The sequence below is a fragment of the Cohnella endophytica genome, assembly GCF_003628305.1.
Taxonomy (GTDB): domain Bacteria; phylum Bacillota; class Bacilli; order Paenibacillales; family Paenibacillaceae; genus Cohnella; species Cohnella endophytica.
In genome coordinates this window covers 422,180-444,958 of the sequence record NZ_RBZM01000001.1, presented here as the reverse complement: position 1 = coordinate 444,958, position 22,779 = coordinate 422,180, and the positions used below count along the sequence as shown (strand labels likewise).

General features: G+C 51.3%; 22 protein-coding genes. 5 read left to right on the top strand and 17 right to left on the bottom strand.

Translation table 11 applies throughout. The annotated features are described in order from the left end of the window. Positions 1 to 116: 116 nt before the first annotated feature. Positions 117 to 476, top strand: a complete 360-nt coding sequence (locus D7Z26_RS02095) for a hypothetical protein (protein WP_120974293.1) — start codon at positions 117 to 119, stop codon at positions 474 to 476. Positions 477 to 562: 86 nt separating this feature from the next. Here D7Z26_RS02095 and D7Z26_RS02090 read toward each other — a convergent pair whose 3' ends face one another. The 9 genes from D7Z26_RS02090 to D7Z26_RS02050 form a co-directional block, all read right to left on the bottom strand. Next, on the bottom strand, positions 563 to 1,522 hold the full coding sequence (locus tag D7Z26_RS02090; protein WP_158602156.1) for a C-terminal binding protein: 960 nt from the start codon (positions 1,520 to 1,522) through the stop codon (positions 563 to 565). A gap of 45 nt (positions 1,523 to 1,567) precedes the next feature. Continuing rightward, on the bottom strand, positions 1,568 to 3,574 hold the full coding sequence (locus tag D7Z26_RS02085; protein ID WP_120974289.1) for a hypothetical protein: 2,007 nt from the start codon (positions 3,572 to 3,574) through the stop codon (positions 1,568 to 1,570). 28 nt (positions 3,575 to 3,602) lie between these two features. Then, positions 3,603 to 4,247: a cyclase family protein gene (locus D7Z26_RS02080; RefSeq protein ID WP_120974287.1), complete on the bottom strand. Its 645-nt coding sequence runs from the start codon at positions 4,245 to 4,247 to the stop codon at positions 3,603 to 3,605. A 23-nt stretch (positions 4,248 to 4,270) separates the two neighbouring features. Beyond that, a complete protein-coding gene (locus D7Z26_RS02075; RefSeq protein WP_120974285.1) occupies positions 4,271 to 5,272 on the bottom strand; it encodes a zinc-dependent alcohol dehydrogenase in 1,002 nt (333 codons plus the stop codon). A gap of 12 nt (positions 5,273 to 5,284) precedes the next feature. After that, complete coding sequence (locus tag D7Z26_RS02070; RefSeq protein ID WP_120974283.1) at positions 5,285 to 6,052, bottom strand: SDR family NAD(P)-dependent oxidoreductase; 768 nt, start codon at positions 6,050 to 6,052, stop codon at positions 5,285 to 5,287. 131 nt (positions 6,053 to 6,183) lie between these two features. Further along, positions 6,184 to 7,290 carry a GntR family transcriptional regulator gene (locus D7Z26_RS02065; RefSeq protein WP_120974281.1) on the bottom strand — a complete coding sequence of 369 codons (1,107 nt, stop codon included), beginning with the start codon at positions 7,288 to 7,290 and terminating at the stop codon, positions 6,184 to 6,186. A 92-nt stretch (positions 7,291 to 7,382) separates the two neighbouring features. Continuing rightward, positions 7,383 to 8,507 (bottom strand): beta-galactosidase, encoded by a 1,125-nt coding sequence (locus D7Z26_RS02060; RefSeq protein WP_120974279.1) that lies wholly within the window; start codon positions 8,505 to 8,507, stop codon positions 7,383 to 7,385. Positions 8,508 to 8,527: 20 nt separating this feature from the next. Further along, positions 8,528 to 9,268 carry a sugar isomerase domain-containing protein gene (locus D7Z26_RS02055; protein WP_158602154.1) on the bottom strand — a complete coding sequence of 247 codons (741 nt, stop codon included), beginning with the start codon at positions 9,266 to 9,268 and terminating at the stop codon, positions 8,528 to 8,530. A gap of 1 nt (position 9,269) precedes the next feature. Beyond that, on the bottom strand, positions 9,270 to 10,025 hold the full coding sequence (locus D7Z26_RS02050; RefSeq protein ID WP_120974276.1) for a sugar isomerase domain-containing protein: 756 nt from the start codon (positions 10,023 to 10,025) through the stop codon (positions 9,270 to 9,272). Positions 10,026 to 10,219: 194 nt separating this feature from the next. Between D7Z26_RS02050 and D7Z26_RS02045 the strand changes: the two genes are divergently transcribed. Both D7Z26_RS02045 and D7Z26_RS02040 read left to right on the top strand, forming a co-directional pair. After that, complete coding sequence (locus D7Z26_RS02045) at positions 10,220 to 11,002, top strand: DeoR/GlpR family DNA-binding transcription regulator (protein WP_158602153.1); 783 nt, start codon at positions 10,220 to 10,222, stop codon at positions 11,000 to 11,002. Next, entirely contained in the window at positions 10,999 to 11,967 is a 969-nt protein-coding gene (locus D7Z26_RS02040) for an N-acetylglucosamine kinase (protein WP_120974272.1), read from the top strand. Before D7Z26_RS02045 ends, D7Z26_RS02040 begins: the two co-directional genes overlap by 4 nt. A gap of 5 nt (positions 11,968 to 11,972) precedes the next feature. Here D7Z26_RS02040 and D7Z26_RS02035 read toward each other — a convergent pair whose 3' ends face one another. The 4 genes from D7Z26_RS02035 to D7Z26_RS02020 are packed head-to-tail and all read right to left on the bottom strand — an operon-like array spanning position 11,973 to position 15,014. After that, positions 11,973 to 12,782, bottom strand: a complete 810-nt coding sequence (locus tag D7Z26_RS02035; RefSeq protein ID WP_158602152.1) for an SDR family NAD(P)-dependent oxidoreductase — start codon at positions 12,780 to 12,782, stop codon at positions 11,973 to 11,975. Between the two features lie 39 nt (positions 12,783 to 12,821). Further along, entirely contained in the window at positions 12,822 to 13,583 is a 762-nt protein-coding gene (locus D7Z26_RS02030; RefSeq protein WP_120974268.1) for an SDR family NAD(P)-dependent oxidoreductase, read from the bottom strand. Positions 13,584 to 13,610: 27 nt separating this feature from the next. After that, positions 13,611 to 14,033 carry a dimethylsulfonioproprionate lyase family protein gene (locus D7Z26_RS02025; protein WP_120974266.1) on the bottom strand — a complete coding sequence of 141 codons (423 nt, stop codon included), beginning with the start codon at positions 14,031 to 14,033 and terminating at the stop codon, positions 13,611 to 13,613. A gap of 18 nt (positions 14,034 to 14,051) precedes the next feature. Beyond that, positions 14,052 to 15,014, bottom strand: coding sequence for a C-terminal binding protein (locus D7Z26_RS02020; RefSeq protein ID WP_120974264.1), 963 nt, complete (start codon positions 15,012 to 15,014; stop codon positions 14,052 to 14,054). A gap of 183 nt (positions 15,015 to 15,197) precedes the next feature. On the opposite strand from D7Z26_RS02020, the gene D7Z26_RS02015 reads away from it, so the two are divergent. Beyond that, the gene (locus D7Z26_RS02015) at positions 15,198 to 15,878 is read left to right on the top strand and encodes a GntR family transcriptional regulator (RefSeq protein ID WP_158602151.1); all 681 of its coding nucleotides are present in this window, start codon (positions 15,198 to 15,200) and stop codon (positions 15,876 to 15,878) included. A gap of 27 nt (positions 15,879 to 15,905) precedes the next feature. On the opposite strand, the gene D7Z26_RS02010 is transcribed toward D7Z26_RS02015, so the two are convergent. Next, positions 15,906 to 16,769 carry an AraC family transcriptional regulator gene (locus D7Z26_RS02010; protein ID WP_120974260.1) on the bottom strand — a complete coding sequence of 288 codons (864 nt, stop codon included), beginning with the start codon at positions 16,767 to 16,769 and terminating at the stop codon, positions 15,906 to 15,908. Between the two features lie 119 nt (positions 16,770 to 16,888). Between D7Z26_RS02010 and D7Z26_RS02005 the strand changes: the two genes are divergently transcribed. Further along, positions 16,889 to 17,836, top strand: a complete 948-nt coding sequence (locus tag D7Z26_RS02005; protein WP_120974258.1) for a phytanoyl-CoA dioxygenase family protein — start codon at positions 16,889 to 16,891, stop codon at positions 17,834 to 17,836. Between the two features lie 50 nt (positions 17,837 to 17,886). On the opposite strand, the gene D7Z26_RS02000 is transcribed toward D7Z26_RS02005, so the two are convergent. The 3 genes from D7Z26_RS02000 to D7Z26_RS01990 form a co-directional block, all read right to left on the bottom strand. Continuing rightward, on the bottom strand, positions 17,887 to 18,942 hold the full coding sequence (locus tag D7Z26_RS02000) for an SGNH/GDSL hydrolase family protein (RefSeq protein WP_120974256.1): 1,056 nt from the start codon (positions 18,940 to 18,942) through the stop codon (positions 17,887 to 17,889). Further along, entirely contained in the window at positions 18,943 to 21,303 is a 2,361-nt protein-coding gene (locus tag D7Z26_RS01995; protein ID WP_120974254.1) for a hypothetical protein, read from the bottom strand. It lies immediately after the preceding gene. A 71-nt stretch (positions 21,304 to 21,374) separates the two neighbouring features. Beyond that, a complete protein-coding gene (locus tag D7Z26_RS01990) occupies positions 21,375 to 22,775 on the bottom strand; it encodes a Sapep family Mn(2+)-dependent dipeptidase (RefSeq protein ID WP_120974252.1) in 1,401 nt (466 codons plus the stop codon). Positions 22,776 to 22,779 lie beyond the last annotated feature (4 nt).

Here is a 22,779-nt window from a genome sequence, read left to right as displayed (position 1 = left end):
TCATCTAAAAAAAGTACGTCCGTATGAGCGTTGCGAGGTTACGCATTGGGACAATCATCCAAACTTGTCCAATGCGCGCGACATATACTGTCGTATTACGATCAGGAGGTGTTGATATGCTTCAATTAAATGGAATTGTGGGCGGGAATAATCCGATTAAGTTATTACCCGGAAAAAGCGTTGATGTGCAAACCATTGTAATAGACGTGCCTAACGGAAAAAAACTCGTGTTAAAAAGCTTGAATTTCCTGTTATCCAACGATGCATTCATCTTCAAGGTGGAGGCACTGCCCTCAACCGGAACGTTCACTGTCCGCGGTGGTGCTGGCGATTTGCAACCGAACAAAGTGCTTTTCAACAACCGGACCGGTGACGGAGTTCGGATCTTTCTAAACATTGCCGTCACAAACAGCGCGCGAAATACCCGTACGCTGAACCGCACTTCCTGTTGGCTGCTGAAGCTAGCGCGTGTCTGAAGACGTTCGAATTCGGCGAGGATTATAAATTCAAACAAAGCTGCCGAGAGAACTCGGCAGCTTTGTTGTCATTTTCAATTCCCTAGTTATTTCTTGTTTACAACATTCGGGATTTCCCTTCCCTCGAGGAAGTCGACAATGCGATTAGAAGTCAAATTCCGCATCCGCGCTTCCGATTGCTCGGAATACCAAGCAATATGGTTCGTCACGATTGCTTTGGGATGGTGCAGCAGCGGATGATCGTTTGCCGGAGGCTCCTGTGTCAGAACATCCAATCCCGCAAAAGAAATGTCTCCACTGTTCAGTGCGTCCAGCAAATCGCCCTCATGAATAAGCGGTCCGCGCGAGACGTTGATCAACACGGGCTTCTTCTTCATTTTTTCAATCCGTCGTTTATCGATTAGGTGCTTGGTTTCTTCCGTATAAGGGCAGTGAAGCGTAATCAGATCGGATTGCGCCAGCAATTCGTCCAAAGACACCAGCTCGACGCCTTCGGGCGCGCTGTCCGGATGTAAATAAGGATCGCTAACGATAATCCGACACCCGAATCCTCTCATTCGGGAGATCACCTGCGCCCCGATACGTCCCATCCCGATTAATCCCAAGGTTAACTCCGATAAGGCGAAGATTGGCTTAAGTTCAGGCATTTGGGTCCATTGGCCCCCGCGTACGAGCGCTGAAGAAGGGAAAAGCTTGCGATGCGCCGCAAGCATCAAGCTGACGGCATGGACGGCCACTTCCTCCAAGCAATAGTCCGGCACGTTCATCACCGTAATTCCGCGTTCGCTCGCAGCTTGAACCGGAATACTATCCAAGCCGATGCCTTCTCGGGCAATCAGCTTTAGACTGGGCATTCTCTCTAATAGCGCTTCCGTAACTTGCTGCAGTTGCACGACTAGAACCTCGGCATCCTTTATCGCAGTCGGTAAATCCTCTGTCGCAATGCCGTCATAGACATCCACTTGATAGCCGGCTTTACGCAGAATCGTTTCTTCTATCGAGTAATCGAGCGTCGAAAAATTAACTAAGGCGATCTTCTTCATCATGTCGTCCATGCTCCTTCTTACAAAATCTGACCCGCTCGGATGAAATTAAACTTGGTAGAACATTCTGCTCTTCCAGTTGCCGATGCGATCCAGCGAAAGGATGATTTCACCATCGCCTTGACGATAGGCGCTATCCGGCAATAAGCTGCTGCTTCCATCGGCCAGTAGCTCGTAGACGGCTCCCTTGTCCGCCGCAACCCGCAGCTTTACCTCAATCGCGCTTGCATCGTCGAACGATCCGTTCAATAGCATGACGAACCAGCCGCTGCCATCCTCCGCTTCTTTAAGGAAAGGCACCACCTTGCAGCTGCGGTCGATAACAACGGGAAGACGTCCATAACTCAGCCAATCGCAGATTTGCATCCATTGCGTTCTTTTAACCCCGGAGTGAATATTTTGCCATGGCATGTAGCCTTGAACGGCAACCCGGCCGCCTAGCGTATTCTCATATACCGATGAGACTGGCCCTAAATCCTTTCTGGTGAAACTGATCAGGCGACTAAGCACTCTTACATCGTCGTGAAGCGGCTTTAAGGTGTAACACATGCCTTTCGACATCGAATTGCGCGCATCTCTTTCCTCTCCCTGATGACCATCGTTGAGAGGATCATCCGTTAAACGCTCCAGAACGCCATTGTCATAGATTCGATCAACCGCTACCCCGCAATAGGCGCCTAAGCCGCGATCTGTTAAAATCTCCAACGCGCGGCCGTCCAGTAAGACCCCGCGACTTAGCATTGCTTTCAGCTCTTCAGTCGAGTAAGCCTCCGGCATATTCCCCGAGAGGATGACTCCGCATGCGGTATCCTGAGACATCGCAAGCGGAATGCCAATCTCGCTAAGCACATAAGACTTAGGGGTGTTGTCTACCGCTATGCTGTCAAACCAGTTGCCGTTCTCTACGTTCCGCTTGGCTTCATATTCAGCAGACAATGCGGGATAAAGCCCTGCAGCTCTATACTTGCCGGCAATGCGCTCCATTTCGGCCCATAACGGTCTGCTCGCTTGAATGCCGCGCATCAGCTCTTGATATTCCTCAAGCGATCCCTTCTCCCCCTTAAGCGCATCGAATGCAACGCCATTCGAACCGGCCATAATCGCGGCTGTGCATTCCAAGAGCGTGATATGAACGGATTTGGACAGGGTTTGGAATGGGAAATTTTCCAGCTCGTACTGGATATCCCGGACGGAGTCAGGGTAGAGTCCGATTTGGCGATTAATCTCATGAATTTTGCGAACAAAGCCGAACGGTTTGCTGTCTTCGAAAAAACCGCCGCCCGGTCGGGCCTTCACGGCTTTCAAAGCGTGAAACCATTTCGAGTAATCGACGCCGGAATACGTAGAGATGCTGAGACTTACCGTCATCAGGCCTAGCTCGATGGATGCATCTACGCTGTGAACGGCTTCCGCGATGTGCGCAAGCAAACGTTCGATCGTCTCGATGTTCTGACTGACCCACCGCTCCCTATGGATTCCGCCTTCGCTCGAATTCAGCTCGTTCACCAGTTGCTCTCTCGTGAAGTCGGATGCGTATTTATGATTATAAATTCGTAAGCATTCCGGACAGAAGCAAGCATAGTCCACGCCTAAAGCAAACATCCGAACGTCGTCATCTACCCAGATAAAATCCGGTTTCGTCTGAGCGGCAAGGATATATTTTCTGGCAATATAAGTACGAAACTCAGCGGAGTTCGGACAGAAGCTGCTCGTAGAGACCGTCCCATCGGGACCAACGGCTCCTTGATAAGGCAACGCCGGCAACCAGTCCCAAGCCTCGGGAAAATGGCCAAGCGTGGAAAGCATATTCACGCCGACATTTCGGAAGCCGGCCTCTCGCAATCGCTCGATCCGATTCTCGATGATGTCGCACCTGGCGCTAAATTCATCCAACGGATAATAACCGAAATGCCAATATTCCGAAAAAATCGCGAGCTCGTCGATACTGTCCTTATACTCCGTCAGAAATGTCAGAAGCTGCTGAAATTGCTCCTCGTCCTCATATCGATTCACGATAATCCGAAAAGAAAGCTTTAATCCGTCGTGTTTATCCATTGCTTGTATCCCCCTCTGTTGTCGATAGTTACAGCCCGACCATCGCAAATGCCCGAATCGGCGCTCCGTCTCTTCCTCTGATCTTCAAAGGAGCGGCGGCGAAAAAAAACGCATCCGCACCGATATCGCCTAGATTCGCTAAGCCTTCGACGACGACGATTTCCGCTCCTAGTAAAATTTTATGAACGGGATCGTAATCCGTTGGGTTCGGCGTAGGAACGTCCATCCCGATCAGTCCGATTTTTCGCTCGGCAAGCCATCTGGCCAATTCAATCGTCATGTAAGGAAAATCGCTGAAATAATGCCGCCCCGGAAGCTGCTTAAACCAATCCGTGCGATAGATCACCTTCGAGCCCTCTACGATCCGGTCCGCATAGGGTTCGAAGTCTTTAATCTCGATCGGTTCCTTCGGCTGCTTGTAAGTCAAATCCACGAGGATCGCTTGGCCGATGCATTGCTGCAAATCCAATTGATCCACCGTCTTGCCCTCATCCAGAAAATGAAACGGCGCATCCAAATGCGTGCCTTGATGGGTGGCCATGGAAAGCTGAGTCATGTTATATCCGATGCTTTCGATCGTATTGTGCACGATTACGGCGCATTTCGGATCCCACGCAAAGTTAGGCGCGTCATGATAGATCTCAAGCGACAGATCGACGATTCTTACGGTCATACGAATTCCTCCTCCTTGTGGACTTATGGTTTCAGAAAGATTTTACAAACACTGCTTTTCCCTTCGGCCAGCTCTTGGAAGGCAGCGGGTCCATCCGCCAAGCCGCGCGATTCCGACCAGCCCTGAATATCGATTGCCCCCTGCTGCAAAAGCGCGATGGCCTGTCGGAAATCCTCGTGTGAATAGGTATAAGAGCCGATGAAGGAAATCTCTTGTCTGACTAAATGGTTTATGGGCAACGCAGATTTATCGTGACCTAACCCCACCATGACGATCGTACTGCCCGGGTCCGCCAAACGCATCGCTTGCTCTCTCGTTGCCTGTACGCCAACGCAATCGATTATCGTCGTGATCCCTTGCGGAAACAGTTCTTCGCTTCGATCTTCCAACTGTCCAGGGGATCGTCCGATGGCCCCTAATCTCTCCGCGTGTTCCAGCCTTGCCGACTGAAGATCGACAACGACGATTCTACCCGCCCCCATCTGCTTGGCGGCTAACAAACATAACAGGCCAATGGGTCCGGCTCCGTAGATGAGCAGATCGTTCAGCGGTTGAAGTCCGAGCTTAACGGCATGGATCGCCACGGCTAACGGCTCTGCAAGCGAAGCTAGCGAAGCATCCATTTCCTGCGGAACTCGAAACGCGTTCTCGCAAGGTACGGCAACATATTCGGCAAATGCTCCAGGCCGGTGAATCCCGATAATTTGGCGATTGCGGCAAATATTGATTTTCCCCGACAGGCAGTTCGCACAGGTACGGCATGCAATCAGCGGGTTGACTATGACTTTGTCTTCCAGCGACAGGCCGTGAACCTGATCCCCCATCGCCGCGACCCGCCCACAAAACTCATGCCCCATCACAAGCGGCGGGATGCGAATGCTGCTGTGGCCTAGGTAACCTTCTAATTCGCTGCCGCAAATACCGACGCTTTCCACTCGAACGAGCACTTCATTCGGCTGAAGGCTCGGATTTTCCGTGTGTTCGTAGGTTAGCTTCTCAGGCCCTTGATAAATCAACGCTTGCATATTCCTCAGCTCCTATTTCGCCAGATAGCCGCCATCAACCATGAAATCCTCTCCGGTGATGAACGAGGCATCGTCCGATGCCACAAAGGCAACGACACCCGACACTTCTTCGGGGGTACCTTGTCGCCCCAGAATATGAAGCTTCGAGATCCGCGCATTCTCTTCTTCCGGATCGATCCCTAGCTGGATGCAGCTGTTATCGAAAGCATCGGTCCTTATATAGCCCGGGCATACGCTATTGACGCGAATATGAAAATCGCTTAAATCGATTGCCCAGCATTTCGTTAAACCGCGAATCGCGAATTTGGTCGCATTGTAAGTCGCAAAGCCGGTTTGTCCGACGAAACCGCTTACAGAGGATAGATTTATAATGGCGCCTGCGCCGGCCTTCTTCATCAGAGGCACGCAATACTGGGTAACCAGCGAATTGCCTACGATATTCACATCCAAGATTTCCTTCCATTCTTGCGCCGTTGCTTCGATCCCTCTAAAGATAAATTGGGCGGCGTTGTTGACCAGAATATCTACGATGCCCGATTCTTCGGCGACTTGAAGGAAGGCTTTTTCGATATGATCCTCTTTGCTGATGTCCACTTTCACGAAGTATACGGGGTTTCCAGTCGCGAGACGAATGGTCTTGGTTGTCTCTGTGCCTTCCTGCTGCTTAAGGTCGAAAATCCATACTTTGCAGCCTTCTTCGCTTAATCGATGGGCAATGGCTTTTCCCAACCCCTGTGCTCCGCCCGTCACAACAGCAACTTTTCCATTTAGTCCTCGCACGGCTCTTCACCATCCCTAAGCTTTTAATAATTAGAGTATAGGGGGGAAGTCTGGATATGTCTATAAATCCAATCGTTAATTTATATACCCAATCAGTAAAAAAAAACGCAGATTCTATTTATAATCTGCGTTTAGCTTAATTCGATCAATCTGGGTTCTACGCGTCTTAGCATCGTGTCCGTGTCCCGCTCGATCGCATCGATCATCAATTGCGCGGCAATGATGCCGATCTCCGACGGAGACTGATCCACATAAGCTGCAGGCATGACGCATTCGGGAGCGAAGCTCGGTTCATCGCAGTTGACGATCGTCATCTCGCGCCGGCCGAGCTGCCAGCATGCTCTCCCGACGAATTGAGCAATCTGGGCATCGGCGGCTGCAATGGCTTCCAGCTCCGGATGATCTTGAATGAAATTCAAGATTTCCTCCGGCACGTTCTGCTGTCCTAATTGATTCGATTCCCGCAAAACGTCCGGAGAAATGCTCAAATTCAGATGTACGGGTAACAGCGGAACCCCGAATTCCAGCAAAGCCGACTGGAAACCGAACAGTCTCTCCCTCAAGCCCACTGTATACTGAGACGGATAACTCACGTAACCAATATGCTGCTTTTTGCGGCCGACAAGAAACTGTCCCATCAGATAGCCCACTTTTTCCGTATCGCAATGCACGCCGTTTACTTTAATGTCGCGCAAATACTTTTCTAAAAATACCAACGGGAATTTTTCCAAGATAAGCCTTAACATCTCGTCTTGAAAATATTCGCCTCGGCTAGCGACGACGAACAAACCGTCGATGGGGATATCCAATAAGGCCTTAATGGCTGAAGTCTCTAAGTTTCCGGGACCCTCGATACGTTTAAAGATAAGATGATATCCTTTTCTGCTAAGCTCGAATTCAATGCCGGAAATTAGGCTGAATTGGTACTTGAACTCCATCCACGGCATAATCATTCCGATCTTTTTGGACGATTGGATGAGCATCCTATTCGCGACAGTCGGAGCGGAGAGATGGATTTTTTTGTCCGTTACGAATGTCCCTCTCCCTCGATGCCGATACAGATAACCGTCCGCGACCATACCGTTTATGGCATTCTTGGCTGTGATGCGACTTACGTTGAATTGATCCGCAAGTAATCTTTCCGCTGGCAGCTGATCATGAGGCTTCCAGATTCCGGACTGAATTTGATTCAAGATATATTGCTGAATTTGATGGTACAAAGGAATCTTCTGCTTCATATCGAATTCTCTCTCCCTGCAAAAAGCGACAACAACCGCGCTGGATATAAAGAGTATATTCTATATGAGTTCTACGCACAACAAGACTTTCATTACGTGAGAGGAATCAGCTTGCCTTCGCCCGGTTCCAACCGAATCGTCAATCGTCTGTTGTCATTAAAGACGATTACCGAATCGGCCGGTTGCGTATAATCGCGGTTGACCACGAATAACGCATGCGGCTGGTTGCCGCTGGAGAAACAACCTGCGATGGCCGGATCTCCTTCTAAGGCAGTAACGGGACCGAAGGATTGCAACGTATGTTCAACGCCCGCCAGCGCCTCCCCGGATACGAGAAGCCCTTCGGATTGCAGAGATTGCAAGATCGGACCTACGGAAGCGACTTCGCGATTTACGTTTTGAACGTTCCAGTAGGTTAAGGTTTTGGAGCCGTCCTTCCCGATCAACGCCTTCTCGAAGGTTTCGCCGTTCGCGGGTTCCGGCGTCCAATAGGTAAAGTATTGGATTCCTTTCGCGCCGAAAGCCAGACTCATATTGACCTGCCAACGAATTTCCGCTTCGTTTGGCTCTCTATGCGTCCCATTGTACGAAAGCGCTTGAATAAACAGCCAGAACGGCACTTGGTGCAAACGGCAAGCTTCGCTGATCGTCCACAAATTCGCGAAATAAGTCGCCTTAATCGAACCGTTCATCCTTAACGGATAATAGTCGTACGATAACACCTTCGGTTTGAACGTCAACAAGAACCGCTCCACATGGTCCGCATACGTTTCCGTTCCCAGCTGCTGGGCGGAAGCATAATCAGGTAACAAATTCACGTAAGCCAGTCCGTCGGGAGCGTGCGATTCGTAGCTTCGGGCAAGCGTGGCCAAACGGTCGAATTGATCGGCACCCGGCTCGTCGAAGAACAAATGGCCCAAATAGGCGGGATGAGAGGAAAAAAGGGAAACTAGCGGCTCCATGGCCGACAGTTCGGTCACGTCTAAATTTTTCACGCGCGGATCGCTGACCAAATATTTCAACCCGTTCGCTTGCGCGCAGTCTAGAGCTTTAATTACGGCCTCCTCGCCGTGTTCGATTTCCCTGAATCCGATCACGAATGTAAAACCGGCGTCGCGAATTTCTTTGTACCTTTCGACGGAAACCTCATGCGCCGGAGGCGGCACCCAAAGTCCGATCGGAAACGGTTGCAGACTAGCAGAAATTGAATCTTTCATTTCTTCAATCCTCCAGTTGTTTACATGTAGTGGATCTGAGATCGATACTGTTCCAGCAACGCTTGATTGTAAGCATCCCCATTATCCAAATTGCCGGAAACGAACACCGGAGGCGTCACGCCCCGTTCGATCAGCAATCGCAGCGTCTCCGAGACGACCCCGTGCAGGATGGTAATTCCGGTAACCGTGGATATGGCGGCCGTCTTAACAGGCAGTCCTTCCATCTCCAATACCGCATCCCCGTCCGGGCACAGGAGGTCCAGATTGAAATCCGCGACTTCGAATAGACGAAGCCCGCTGGGATGTCGGCTGGTTACAGCTTGGGAATAGGTCAAAGAAGTCAGCGCGACGACGGAAATCCCTCTCTCCTTCGCCCATAAGGCCATCTCTATGGGAACGGCGTTGCGTCCGGACACCGAGGCAATGATCAATACGTCGCCTTCCCTGATCGGACTGTCGGACAGCACCGCCTCGGCAATGCCCGGTATTCGTTCATATCGACTCGTTTGCGTTACCGGACGGACTTCCAACGTCATTCCCGGAAGGAAAATCGGATTCATGAGCAGAAAACCGCCGGCCCGGTAGTATGCTTCCTGGGCGAATATGCTGGAATGGCTACAGCCCGTTATAAAAATAGATCGCCCGCTCTCCGTTTTATCCGCGAGCAGTCTGGCGACAGAGGTCATCGCCTCGTGCTGCTCGCTCTGAATCCGCCGCACCGTATCGATAACGCTTTGGCAATATTGCGAGATCGGATCCATCTCAATAACCCGTCTCTTCGTAGCGCCGCATTTGAATATCGTTAAACTCATAGCTTCCCGGGTTATTAATGGATTTCAGTACCGTCGGCGTCTTACCCCGCTGCGACAAAATTTGAACGGTTTTGGCTTCGACCGCCCACATGATCGCCGCCGACGAGATCCCCGAAGCGGGACAGATCGCTGCATCCATGTCCGGCACCTGAATCATGGCATCCAGAGGCGGAGCGCAATTGTCGATCACCAGATCGGCCGTTTCGAACAACCTTTTACCGCTGGAATGGTCGCTCTTCAAAAGAGTAGAATAGGACACGCTCGTAAGGGCGATGACAGTGACTCCGAATTGTCTGGCTTCCAGCGCAAGGTCGACAGGCAATACCGTTTTGCCGGAAACGCTTCCGATAACGAGGACATCGCCGGGTTGCAGGTTGCTCGATCTCAGCGCATATTTCATCAAGCCTTCCAGGCTACGGTCCTTCTCCCCGTCTTCGGGACGTTTGCGAACCAGATTTTGAATTTCGAACTTCATGGATAGCCGTTTGAAGCTATACAATCCGCCCGCTCTATCAATCAATTCGCTGTCGAGCATGTGACCCGTGTCGAAGATATGGATGCATTTTCCGTCCTCGATCGCCGATGCGATGATTTCAGCGGCTTGGTCAATGGATGAACTTTGCGTTTGCTCTACCCGCTCAAGCAGTTCATGAATCTTTTGAAAATATACCTGTCTCAAGTCGGCTTGTTGTGGAATGATAATCATTCGCCTCCCATTTAGATGAAATCAGAAATCGGAACACATGATATCTTTCGTTTACTTTCATTTATATTATATTTACTTGTTTTTGTTGGGTCAATACTTATGTAATCTTATGAAATTGTTGTGAAAGAAAAGGTTTTGATATAAAATCGATATAAAATCGCCATTATTTCGGAATGTGTAAGGAGAGACCATCAATGTACGCTTCGCAAAGAAGAAACGAGATCTATAAGCTGGCTCAGGAACGCCAATTCATTTCGGTTGCCGAATTGAGCGCGATTTATAAAGTATCCGAAGTGACCATCCGGTCCGACCTCAAACTGTTGGAACGGCAAGGGAAACTGCAAAAAAATTACGGAGGAGCGGCGATCAATAAAGACGTCTTACAGCCGCTCTCGCATAACGTGCATTTATTAAGCGATGCCAAAGCCTCGATCGCACATAAAGCGGCCGATCTAATCGAAGAAGGAGACAGCCTCTTCCTCGACGCCAGTTCGACGACCATATTGCTGGCGGATTACATTGCCAAGATGAACAACATAACGGTCATCACGAATTCGATCCCGATATTCGACAAACTGAAAGAATACCATAACGGAACGCTCATCAGCATTTCCGGCACTTTGAATCCGTATTCCCAGTCATTCGTCGGCCCTTTTGCCGAGGAAATGATTTCTAAGATTAGAGTGAGCAAAGCCTTTATTGCGCCTAAAGGCATTTTGCCGGAAGGGCTGCGGGACAACATCGTGCAAGAGGCGGCCATTCGCAAAAAAATGATCGAATCCGCCGAGAAAGTTATCGTGCTGGCGGATCATAGTAAATTCAATAACGAGGATTTCGTCTTCAGCATAAGCAACTTCGACAAAGTCCACCGCCTGGTTACCGATCAAACGCCTAAGGAACCCTTCTTTAACCTTTTTCTACAAAAAGGAATTGAGGTCTGGATTGCCGATCAAAAAACGGCGGGGGATGACAGGTGAAATATTTCGTATCTTTGGATGGCGGCGGAACGAAACTAAATTGTCTGATCGCAGACGAACGAGGGAAACTGGTTGGACGATCCATCGCGGGATCGACGAACTCTATGTTCGATACGGTCGAAGAAATTCATGCTTCCATTCGCAAAGCTGTTTTTGAGGCACTGGAAAATGGAGGTACGGCGGTTTCCGACGTCGCGTTGATCTATACCGCAATGCCGGTTATTGCAATAGAGACCAGGCGCGCCCTAGTCTCTATTTTCGGTGAACAAACCAAAATCGAAGTCTCGGATGAGTTTACATTATCGCTATTCGGAGCGATCCAGGAACGTTACGGAGGCCTCGTGTTATCGGGCACCGGTTCGTTCGCCGCCCTGCGCAGTCACGACGATTATACGCACGTTGGTGGCTGGGGTGCTCTCATGGGTGACGAAGGATCGGGTACGCACATCGGTCAACAAGCGTTAAAGGCTTGCGCGCTTATGGCGGATGGCCGCGGCCCGTCCACCCTGTTGTTGGACAAAATTCTCCGCTTCTGGAATCTGGACCAATTGCTTGACGCGGCCAAGAAACTCTATTCCGCAAAGTCGAACCTTCAGCGCACGCTCGTCGCCTCTCTTTGCCCCATTGTCGGACAATGCGCGGATTCGGGAGACGAGATCGCAATTCGCATTATGGAAGAAGCCGCAAGACAGCTAGCCGATCAGATGCTCTTCGTGTTAGAGCGGACGAACTTTCACGATCTTCCGCTTACGGTTTCAGGAGGCGTATGGAAAGCAAGTCCGCTGCTGTTCCAGCTATTTTGTCGCCATGTGAAGGAACGATTCCCGAACATCGCCATTCTCCCTCCGAAATATGAACCTGTTATCGGCGGAATCTTGCTCGGACTCGAGGCGTTTGGCGTCGATGTAAATGACATTGAGCATTCTGGGTACAGCGATTATTCATTCCCGCATTTCATTGTTTAAGGACATTAAACTTCGCTCCAAACCGATGGATCATGATGGAAGGAAGGCCATTGTTCCGGCCCCTGGTATGCGGAATATCCGCCATCGACGTAAAGAACCGTTCCCGTAATATACTCCGCTTTGGAAGAGCACAGAAATAGAACGGCGTCTGCAATATTTTCCGGCGTCCCCAGACGCGCCTGTGGCGTTCTACGCACCATATCGTCTTCTTTCAAAATGCCCGCGACGAACGCCTGATTTAACCCTTCGGTTCGAATATAGCCGGGAGCAACGGCGTTGACCCGGACCCCGTCGAGCGCCCATTCGCAGGCGAGCGTCTGGGTAAAGCTGTCCACGGCCGCTTTGGAGGAAGCATACGGCATACGCCGGCTCACCCCTCCCGTGCCAAGAATCGAGGAGATGTTGACGACCGAACCTCCCCCTCGCTTTAACATCAATTTACCGGCTGCTCTCGCGCACAGAAACATCGACTTAACGTTCGTATCATAGATAAAGTCCCACTCTTCTTCGGTAAAACTAACAGTCGGTTTACGGATCGTCGTTCCTACATTGTTGACCAGCACATCAAGCTTGCCATATTCCCGATGGATTACCGCAAATAAGCGTTCCACATCCGCGCCGGACGATACATCCGTCCGAATGCTCTTTGCCTTGCCCCCCATCGATTCTATCTCGCGCGCGACTTTCTCCGCAGCGCCTTCATCTATATCCGTGATCACGACGGAAGCGCCTTCCTTAGCGAACGCGATCGCGATTGCCCTCCCGATTCCGTTGCCGGATCCGGTTACAAGAACGATTCGATCTGCAACCTCCACACTAATCATCCTCTCGATGCGATTGGCTTGCGAATACTTTCATGATCTTAGGAAAAACCGCGTACTGGAGCCTCCGTCGACGGTTAACACCTGCCCGGTAACGAAATTTGCGTCCGAGGAGGCGAAGAACGCGACGACCTTGGCCACATCAACCGGGTATCCGATCCGACCGAGCGGAATCTGTTCGCCGATGGCTGCCGGATCATGCCCCGGGTCCTCGTGGAACTTCTCTACATCCGTGGCTCCAGGCGCAATCGCATTCACTTGAATGTTGAACTTGGCCAGATCAAGCGCCAGCTGCCGGGTCATGGCATTGATCCCGCCCTTGGACGCCGCATAAGCCGAATACTTCGGCATCGTCGTATTCCCGTGAACGGAGCTGATGAAAATGATTTTGCCCTCGCCCTTTTTGACCATGTCTCTCGCGCAAGCTTGGGCGCAAAAAAAGCCGCCCTTCAAGTTCGTGTCCAGCACCTGATCCCAACGTTCCTCGGTCACTTCGAAAAAATCGTACGTCGGATCGATGGCCGAGTTGTTCACCAGAATATCGACTCCGCCCCATTGCTCGCGGATTGTTTCCATCATCTCGCCGATCTGTTTGACGTCGGAGAGGTCCGCCCGAATGAGCAACGCTCTTCTGCCCATTGCTCGGACGGTCTCCGCCGTTTCAATCGCCTGTTGTTCGCTGCTGCGATAATGGATAACGACGTCGGCGCCTTCTTGGGCTAATTCCAGCGCGATTCCGCGTCCGATTCCTTTTCCCGCACCCGTGACGAGTGCGATTTTTCCTTGTAGTTTCATAGGCGTGCGCCTCTCTCTAAAATAAAATTATTCATGAATCGTCACGTAGGACTTGCCCCACTCCCGGATTCGCAGATCATATACAGGGTTTGCGCCTTCCTCCGGGTGTTTGGGCCAAACCGTAAAAATGACCAATTCTTCCGTGTCGCTCTTATTGGCTATGGCGTGATTCGATCCTCCCGGAATAAACACGACGTCGCCCGGCGACAGATCGTATTCCTGACCATCCAAGCGCACCATCCCTTCGCCTTTCATAATGAGATACAATTCGTCATAGTCGGTCGGGTGATTATGATCGGTATGTTTGGCTCCGGGCGCCATGATTCCCATGTTGATCTGGACGTTCTGGGTTTCGGAATTCGTTCGGTCGATGAGCATTTTGGAAGTGTAAGTTTCGTCGAAGAAAAACGTTTTAACTTCAGATGCGCGGATCACGTTACCTTTACGCATAAAGAAAACACTCCTTATTTAGGTTTGGAATTTGTTGACGATCGAAGGGACGGGCCTGCCTTCCAGGAAATCCATGATGCGCATCGCAAGAAGATCCCTTAGCCGGTTCTCGGATTGCTCGGAATACCAGGCTGCATGTCCGGTGACGATCGCCTTAGGGTGATGAAGCAAAGGGTGCTCCCGTTCCGGAGGCTCCGTTTCCATAACGTCCAGCGCGGCGAAAGACACGGTGCCTTCGTCCAGGGCGGCGAGCAGATCGCGTTCGTCGATGATCGGCCCCCGTGAAACATTGACGATGGCCGGTTGCTTCCGCATCCGGGCGAACGTCTCCGAGCGGAACATGCGCCGGGTTTGTTCCGTCAACGGACAATGGATCGTAATGATGTCGGACAACGCAAGCAACCGATCGAATTCGGTCATTTCCGCATTCCGAGGTAGCTCCGCATCGACCAGATAGGGATCGTGAATAAGTATTTTGCAGCCGAAGGGGGCCATCATTCCGATCACTTTCAAGCCGATCCGCCCAGTTCCGACAACGCCGAGCGTTATCTCTTTGATCGCGCGAATCGGCTTCAACTGTTGCACCTTGCCCCAACTGCCTTGTCTGGGCAAAGACGATGCGATCGGCAATTTGCGGTTGGCCGCAAAAATGAAGCTGACCGCGTGCTCCGCGACTTCGTCGATGCAATAATCCGGAACGTTAATGACCGGTATTCGACGTCTGGATGCAGCTTCGAGGTCAATATTGTCGACTCCGACGCCATATCGTCCGATCACTTTCAAGATCGGCAGCCGGTCCAATAATTCATCCGACACCCTTTCCAGATTCACGAGCAGTCCTTCGACATCCGTAAGCGAAGCCGCAATATCCAGAGGGTCGGCGCATTCATAATAGACGGCTTGATAACCGGCCGGCTCGAAGAGCTCCTGTTCCCTGCGGTCGCCGAAAATTCCCGCGCCCAATATCGCGAGCTTTCTCATTTCCCTCTCTCCTTCCCCGCAAAGTGCTTCTAAGATCCTCCTTGCAAATACAATATACAATATTATAGTTTTGTATACAATATTAAATTGACGTCCACCGATAAGAAATGTTGAATTCAAGCGTGCAAACGAAGTACAATCATCTTTAAGATGAAAGATTCCGATCAGGAGAGGGTTAATGAGATGAACAAAATAGATGATCCGCTTGCGCGTTCGCTTCAGGCGAAGGAAATCCTTAAGCGATTAAGAACCGATATTATTCTCGGCGAATACAAATCCGGTTCCCGTTTAATCGAATCGAAAGTCGCAGACCAGCTCGGTTGCAGTCGAGCGCCGATCCGAACTGCATTCCAATTGCTTTCGCAAGAAGGGCTGGTGCTGAATCTATCCAACGGCGGCACCGAGGTGATCGGCTTCACGTCCAAACAGGCTCATGATTTATTCGAACTTCGCCTTCTGCTCGAACAAAAAGCGCTCGAACAAATTTTGGCGAATCGTTCCTTTCACTTCCGCCCCCTTTTCGAATCCATGGAACAATTGGAACAACGTCTGTCCATCCCCGGGAACGCGCCTTCGAGCGCGGAGACATCCGTTCTGGACATCCAGTTCCACCGCAGTCTGGTGATGATGTCGGAGAACAGCCCCCTTCTGGTGGCTTGGAATACAATGGCGAACGTGTTCCAAGCGATATTGGAAATCACGAACATGACCAGTCCGACCTACCAACAATTTTACGAAAGTCATCGCCGGTTGGCAGATCTGGTCATTCAGAGGAATCCCGATTCAATATCCGAGCTGAGGCACCATATCGCAAATGCGAATGAGATCATTATCGCTCGGCTTGAAAAGAACATGAAAACCTAACTGCGCCGCGTTTCCCCTGCTAGCGTGTTACAGGAAGCGGCTTCTTTTGCGGTATGTCCCAGGTTGCATGCCCGTATGCTTTTTGAACCATTTACAAAAATGATGCACGCTGCCGAACTGCATTCGCTCGGCGATCGCGGTGGAACTAAGCTCCGTCTCCTCGAGAAATTGTTGGGCTTTGACCAATCTCGTCTGGTTATGATAATCGCGCGGAGAAAGCCCGATGATCTGCTTAAACAAACGGGAAACATAATCGTGGCTAACAGTCAGCCCGTCCGTCAACCAATCGGCGTGATAGCTCTCCATCGTTTTGTTCTCCAAAATTTCTTTCACGCGGAGGATTCGTTTGTCCAGCGGCATCGCCTGGGCAGGCTTATCGATGACCCACCTTGCGACTTTGGCCAATAATTCGGTGATCAGTCCTCTTAACACCATAGCGCCCATCGTCCGGTTACCCCGATACTCCTCGACCAAGCGCTCGAAGTAGGGCAGCGGCCAAGCGCCCGTCTCCATCCTTGGGGGGAATTGGACGGGGACAACGGGGTCTATTTTTTCGAAGCTATCCCAATCCACGTTGCGAATCATACTCAGAACATCGTCTAAACCGGAATGTTCCGTATAACCGAAGTGCAATCCATATAGCACCAGCGGATCGTCTTTGCTCGAGCAGAACCAGTGCGGCTGCCCGGGACCGTAGGTGAACAAACATCCGGAATTCACGCGGAAGGATTGGCCGCCGATTCGCGCGTTTCCTCTACCGCTCCTCACGTAGATCCATTGGTAATCCCCGATAATGCGCGGCCCGAAGGATTCGCCGGGACTACTAACCCACCGGTTCGCGAAATGAACGACCGGCTGCGCGTTTGCGATTGCCTTGATGAACGCTTCCAACTCGAGCCCCTCCCTCTATTCCATTCCGGTAAATGACAAACCTGTGCGCTGCCATCTAAATGATTTTGGCGATCCGGATGTTATGATGACAACAAATACGAGAGGAGGAAACACATGCAATGAATGTCGCAATGGACAACGATCGGAAACCCGTCTCCGGCAACTTCACGGACTCCAGCCCGCTTCTAAGCCAACCTGATCAATTGCGCGCCAGAGCAAACGAAGATGGCGTTCTGTTCTTCAAAGGACTGCTCCCGCGAACTCGCGTGCTTGAAGTTCGCCGTGGCATCTTGAGCATTCTGGACAGCTTCGGCGTGATGAATCCGCAATACCCGCTCATGGAAGGAATGGCCGATATCGAAGCCGTCAATCGGTATTCCTCGGAAGAGCTGCAATGGAACGGCGTAGGCGTCACCTTGGAGATGTATCGCCGGATTCAAAAGCTGGAATCGTTTCATGCCCTGGCTCATTCTCCGGAAACTCTGGCGATGTTCACCGCCCTATTCAACGAAACGCCGTTTCCGCATCCGCGGAATATCGGCCGGATCATGCTTCCTCATCGTGACGCGAGAATCACGCCCTCGCATCAGGATTTCCTTCATATCCAAGGCTCGGCCAGCACCTGGACATGCTGGATGCCGCTTGGCGACGTTTCGAGAAAACTGGGCGGCTTGGCCGTGCTCAAAGGAAGCCATCAGGCCGGGCTGCTCGGCGTAACGAGCAACCCGGGAGCCGGCGGGTTGGAATCGATCTTATGCGGACTCGATTACGAATGGCAGACGACCGATTACGAGGCCGGAGACGTGCTTTTCTTTCATTGCCACACCGTTCACAAATCGATGCCTAACCAAATCCCTGGTCAGATTCGGCTTTCCTGCGATTATCGATATCAACCGGCAAGCGATGTCATTGAACCTTCTTCTTTGAAGCCCCATGGCCCGTATGAATGGGATGAACTCTATGAGGACTGGGGCAATGTTGATCTGAAGTATTATTGGGGGAATCAGGAATTTCAAATGACGGAATTCGACCATTCCATCCGTTGGCAAAAAGAAAAAATATGCTGATTGTCCAAAAGCTGCGACCCGAAACTTCGGGTCGCAGCTTTTGCTTGCTTTTACATCAGAATCGATTTCAGTATCGGCGTTAGCCGGTCTGCGATCCGCATAAAACCAAGATCGGTCGGATGGACGCCGTCAACCGTGCATTCGTTCCAGAGATCCCCGGTCAACACGGCCCCGTCGTAGAATTCGATGAAACGATCGCCCCGGCTACGAAGCTCCTCGACCAACTCTCTTTGATAGTCCCGTCTGGCGATTCTGTCTTGTCGAGATGAAGTCAGAACGTGTTCGTAACCGTAAGGAATCCGCGAGAGGACAAGGATCGGTACTTCGGCATGCCGGCTTCGCAAAATGCGTAAAAACTCGGGCATCGTGCGAATCAGATTATCAATATTCGGGTTGTTGGCGTCATAGTCAATCACAATGCAGCCCGGATCGTCGATCTCGCTCATGAACGTCGCGATTTCCGGATCGCCCTGACCGTTGCCCGAGAAACCCAGATTGATAAATTCTCTATCGAATCTACGGCTTAGAATGTTCGTGTACGACATCCCCGGCCGCGACGCGCAGCCTCCCTGCGTAATCGAAGTTCCGTATAGAACGACTTTGCGATCCGACGCATACGTCGGAAACTCGAGCAAATCGGCTCCCGGATTCACCCCGATCCGTACTTCGTGCACGCCCTGAAACAACGGAAAATTCAGCGTGACGTAGCGCATCGTCGCTTCCTGATCATGGAAGAACACATACTCGTAATGATCGGCATCGTGCGGGAATCTCGTCGTCCCGAAATACTGCTGCTCCCCGGGTGCTCCCAAATAACAGTCGAATCCGTTCACGGCCGTCGCGGGGATATGTTCCGCGGTGTTAGGAGCAAACAGCTTAACCCGAATGGCGAGCTTCGTCGCGTTCGTCCGAAAACGAATCTGACCTCCGGACGTGTGGTTCGCCAGCTCGTCCAATATTTCGCGAATGGCGCCGGGAGCGACGACCGGCAGGCGGCGATACTTGCGCTCCTTCGCCCACCAAGCGAATCCGGCGATCTGAAAAGGAGGCTCATCGGGTGACAGCCACTTCAGTTCTTCTATTTCATTAACGGGTTGTTGTTCCAACTAAGCCATCCCCTTTTCTTCTGACAACCACGCGATCAATTTTACTTCCAGTTGCGGATTCGAAAGGTACAGCTTATCGCCGCTGAAGGTCCCATTCCATTCCGTATCTTGACCTTCGCCATCCAGCATTTGAACCTTTCGGATTTCGTAGCCGCCCTTCAAGATGATTGTAACATCTACAGCTTCGATCCCCTTCGGTAGTTGAATCTCAACGTGCACTGTATGGAGCGAGCTTCTTGTCACTAAAAAAGAAAGCTCTCCTAGGTAGGTCCCTACCCGGTTCACTTCGATCCGCTTCCCAATCTCAAGCCATTCGGCCGGCGCACAAGGCAGCAGCTTAAGCGTACGATCCTCTAAAAGGTAAAGTGAATTCATAATCATTTCCATGACGCGGCCGTTTCCGCTTCCATTAGGCTGCCAGGGCGAAAGCCACTGCAGCTGCGGACAATAGCGTTCGTGGACGTTAAAGGTGTCCAGCGTAGTCGAAAACGCCATGGTCGAATAAAAATAGCGCAACGCCTTCTCCCGTTCTCCGCGCAAGCACCACACCCGATGCCAGATCCGCTCCGCTTGGTTTACGTAGAATAAATCGACCGCCGAACCCGCATATTGCTCCTGAAGCTTCCCGAGCTGTTCATCTTCCATTTCAGGCAATTTCACCGCGAACAAGTCGCCCATGGAATGATAGTTACGCAAATAATACTCGATTTCCGGGATGATCGAATCTTCGGCTCTCAGGAGCCCCGTGTCCAGAAGACAAGCTGGTCCATCGATCGCATAAACGCCTTTCTTTACCCCTGGTTTGGTATACACTTCATTGGAAATCCAGCGGATATGCTCGTCGGGGGGATGCGAATAGGTGGCCCGTCGAACCGCCGCTTCCAAACACTCCCGATAATCCTGCGCTTCCGCCGCGTATTTCGCACCGTCCGGATGACCCCAATCCTTCAATGCGAGAGCCATCATATGCAAGCCTTGCCACGTATGAGCGTCCGAGAAGAAGAAATGACCTTTATCCGGCCAATCGTGAACTCGTCCTTTCGGCAACAGGCCGTAGTGCGCCGCTTTCGTGCCGTCATCATGGACCATTTTGGTCGCGCCGCGTTCTCTTTCGATCCATTCGCATGCTTGAAGAATCGCCGGCAGATGCTCACCGAACCACATTTTATCCTTCGTCGTCAAATAATAATCCGCTAGCAGCCCTAACACGGATCCCGTCTCGCACATCCAGAAAATATGCGCGCGAAACGATCCCTTAGGAGATAGAATATCCCCGTCAGGACCCTTGCTGCCGACCTGCGTGCTTAAAAAATATTGCAATGTTTTTTTGACCACATCCCCATAACCAAGACGGTTCAGCATTTTCAAATAAGCGGATACTTCCCAGGAATACACAACCGTATATTCGTTAAAACCGCCTTGTCCGGGTAATGCGGATCCATCCGCTCTTTCTGCGATCAGCTGCAAAGAGTTGGTTTGGGCCGTATCGAAAATAGCCTGAATAATCGATTCCGGCACTTGAATGCTTGCTTTCCCCGTAAGCGCCTGGTTCCAGATAAGCCTGCATTGATCGATTGCCGTTGCTTCATCTAAATAGGATTCATTCCAAATGGAAGCAAGCTCGTTCGTTCTTCCGGTAAACGTATCGAAAATTTCGATATGGATTTTCTTGGTCTCTCCCGGAGCAAGCTCCATATTAAATTTAAGAATATTGGCGAATTCGCCGGCTCGTGCCGCATATTCCGCTCTCGTACTAGGCGCCGCGTCGTACCGGAGGATGACAACGCCCCGCTGATCGAGAAGGAGCCCGTTTAAGGAATCGATTGCCCGATGCTCGAGCTCCATCCCGTTCAGCCAAGGCGCAACGACTTGGTCATAAGGGACGTAATCCTCATTGATATCTACATAGAAGTTTTCATGTTTATCTTCGACGCTCGCGAAATACCAATCCGCCGATCTGGAGAGACTCGGATGCGAATTGGTTATCGATAGATAGAGATGCACCCGCGAGCCGCCATCCGGCTCTTTCACGGTCAAGCTCGTCAATCGATGGTTAAAGCCGGATTGCGCCAACGACGAGAATAAGATCGGCTCCTTAGGCGACAAGTACGCTTGCTCCACCTTGCGAAAATCGAAAAATTGCGGATTCCCTCCCGCCTGCGTGCTGAGAAAAAAGCCGTGCCCTCTTCGAAGTTGTCCATTCCGTCCCAGAGCATCCTTGAGTATCAACGTTAGATCCGGTCTGACTTCTACCAACGAGTCTACCAAAGGCGGATGAATATAAACTCTTTTGGAACGGGTTCTGGGATACCGTCCTGAAACTTGCGACCAATTGGGTTCATTATGATGGGTAAATGTCATGAAAGTTCCCTCCTCATCCTTTGATAGCGCCGGCAGTAAATCCGGCATCGAAATAAATGTAGCCATAATCGCTATAAGGATAGCTCATAGATTGCCTGCAAACAGATGACTCCGTGATCCATCAGATCGGCGATCGGAGCGAATTCATCCGACTGGTGCGCCCGGCCTCCGACACCCGCTCCGAAAGCAACGCCGCGATTGCGCAACTTCTTTGCGTACGTACCGCCGCTAATCGAGAGCAGCCGTGCGGGTTCTCCCGTCACCGCCTCGTAGGCTCTGCCAAGCTTGGCTATCAAAGGATCGCCGGGATCGACAAGGACAGAGGGGAGATGCTTTATCACTTCGACTCCGACCTGATATAGCCCAGCCTTCTTACTAATGTCACTCAGAACGTCTTCTCCCCGAGCTACCACCGGGTATCGGATGTTGATTACGGCTTCCAACGTCTTATCATTGATCGCGATTTGCGCTAGGTTCACTGTTAATTGCCCGTGAACGGGGTGTTGGCACGCGACACCGAGCGACTCCCCCGTCGTCTCGAATCCTATCGCTTCGTTAAGGAATCGGAGGAGACTTTCGCTCTCCGGAAATTCCCCGAGCAAATCCGCCAGAAAAGCAATCATGCGTGAAATCGCATTTACGCCTTCGTTAGGCGTGGCTCCATGGGCGCTAAATCCTAAGGCTTTCAATTCGAGAATCGGACCCTCCAGCGATCCGACCGAGATGTAGGGATGCGATTCCAGCTTTTGACCGATTAGGGAAGCTTGACGCTCGATGGGCTCGCCCGGCTTAAGTCGGACTATACATTGCTCCGGCACGACATTCGGTGCAGAGCCGCCTTCGAACGATACGATATCGAATGCCCTAGAAGGCTCACCGCCAAAATGTTCACCTCTTGCGCTTGTCAATCGCAAATCGTAGCTCCCTTTCTCCGCATTCACGATCGGGTAACCCGCATCCGGAGTAAATGCATAATCGGGAATCCGTTCCCGTTCGAAGTAATAATCGAGATCGGTCATTCCGGTTTCTTCGTTTGTGCCGAAGATAACCCGTAGCTTACGATCCGGTTGAATGCCGAGATCCTTCAGCGCCTTAAGTGCGTATAACGCAACGACCGCGGGTCCTTTGTTGTCGCTAGCGCCTCGGCCGTAGATGATGCCGTCTCTGACATCAGCGGCGAACGGCGGCGAGCTCCAGCCCTCTCCTTCCGGGACCGTGTCCAAGTGAACAACGATAGCCGCTAGCTCATCGCCGTCCCCATACTCGACATGTCCGGCATATCCGTCCACGTTCCTCACCTTAAACCCCATCGAGCTTCCTAAATCCAACATATAGCGGAGAGCTTCGTCCACTCCTCTACCGAACGGTTGTCCGGGAGCCGGATCGGAACTCACGGACCGAATTCGGATCAATCGTCGAAGTTGCTCAACGATTTCTTCCTCGTATTGTCTTATGGCTTCCCCGATCATCATGCAC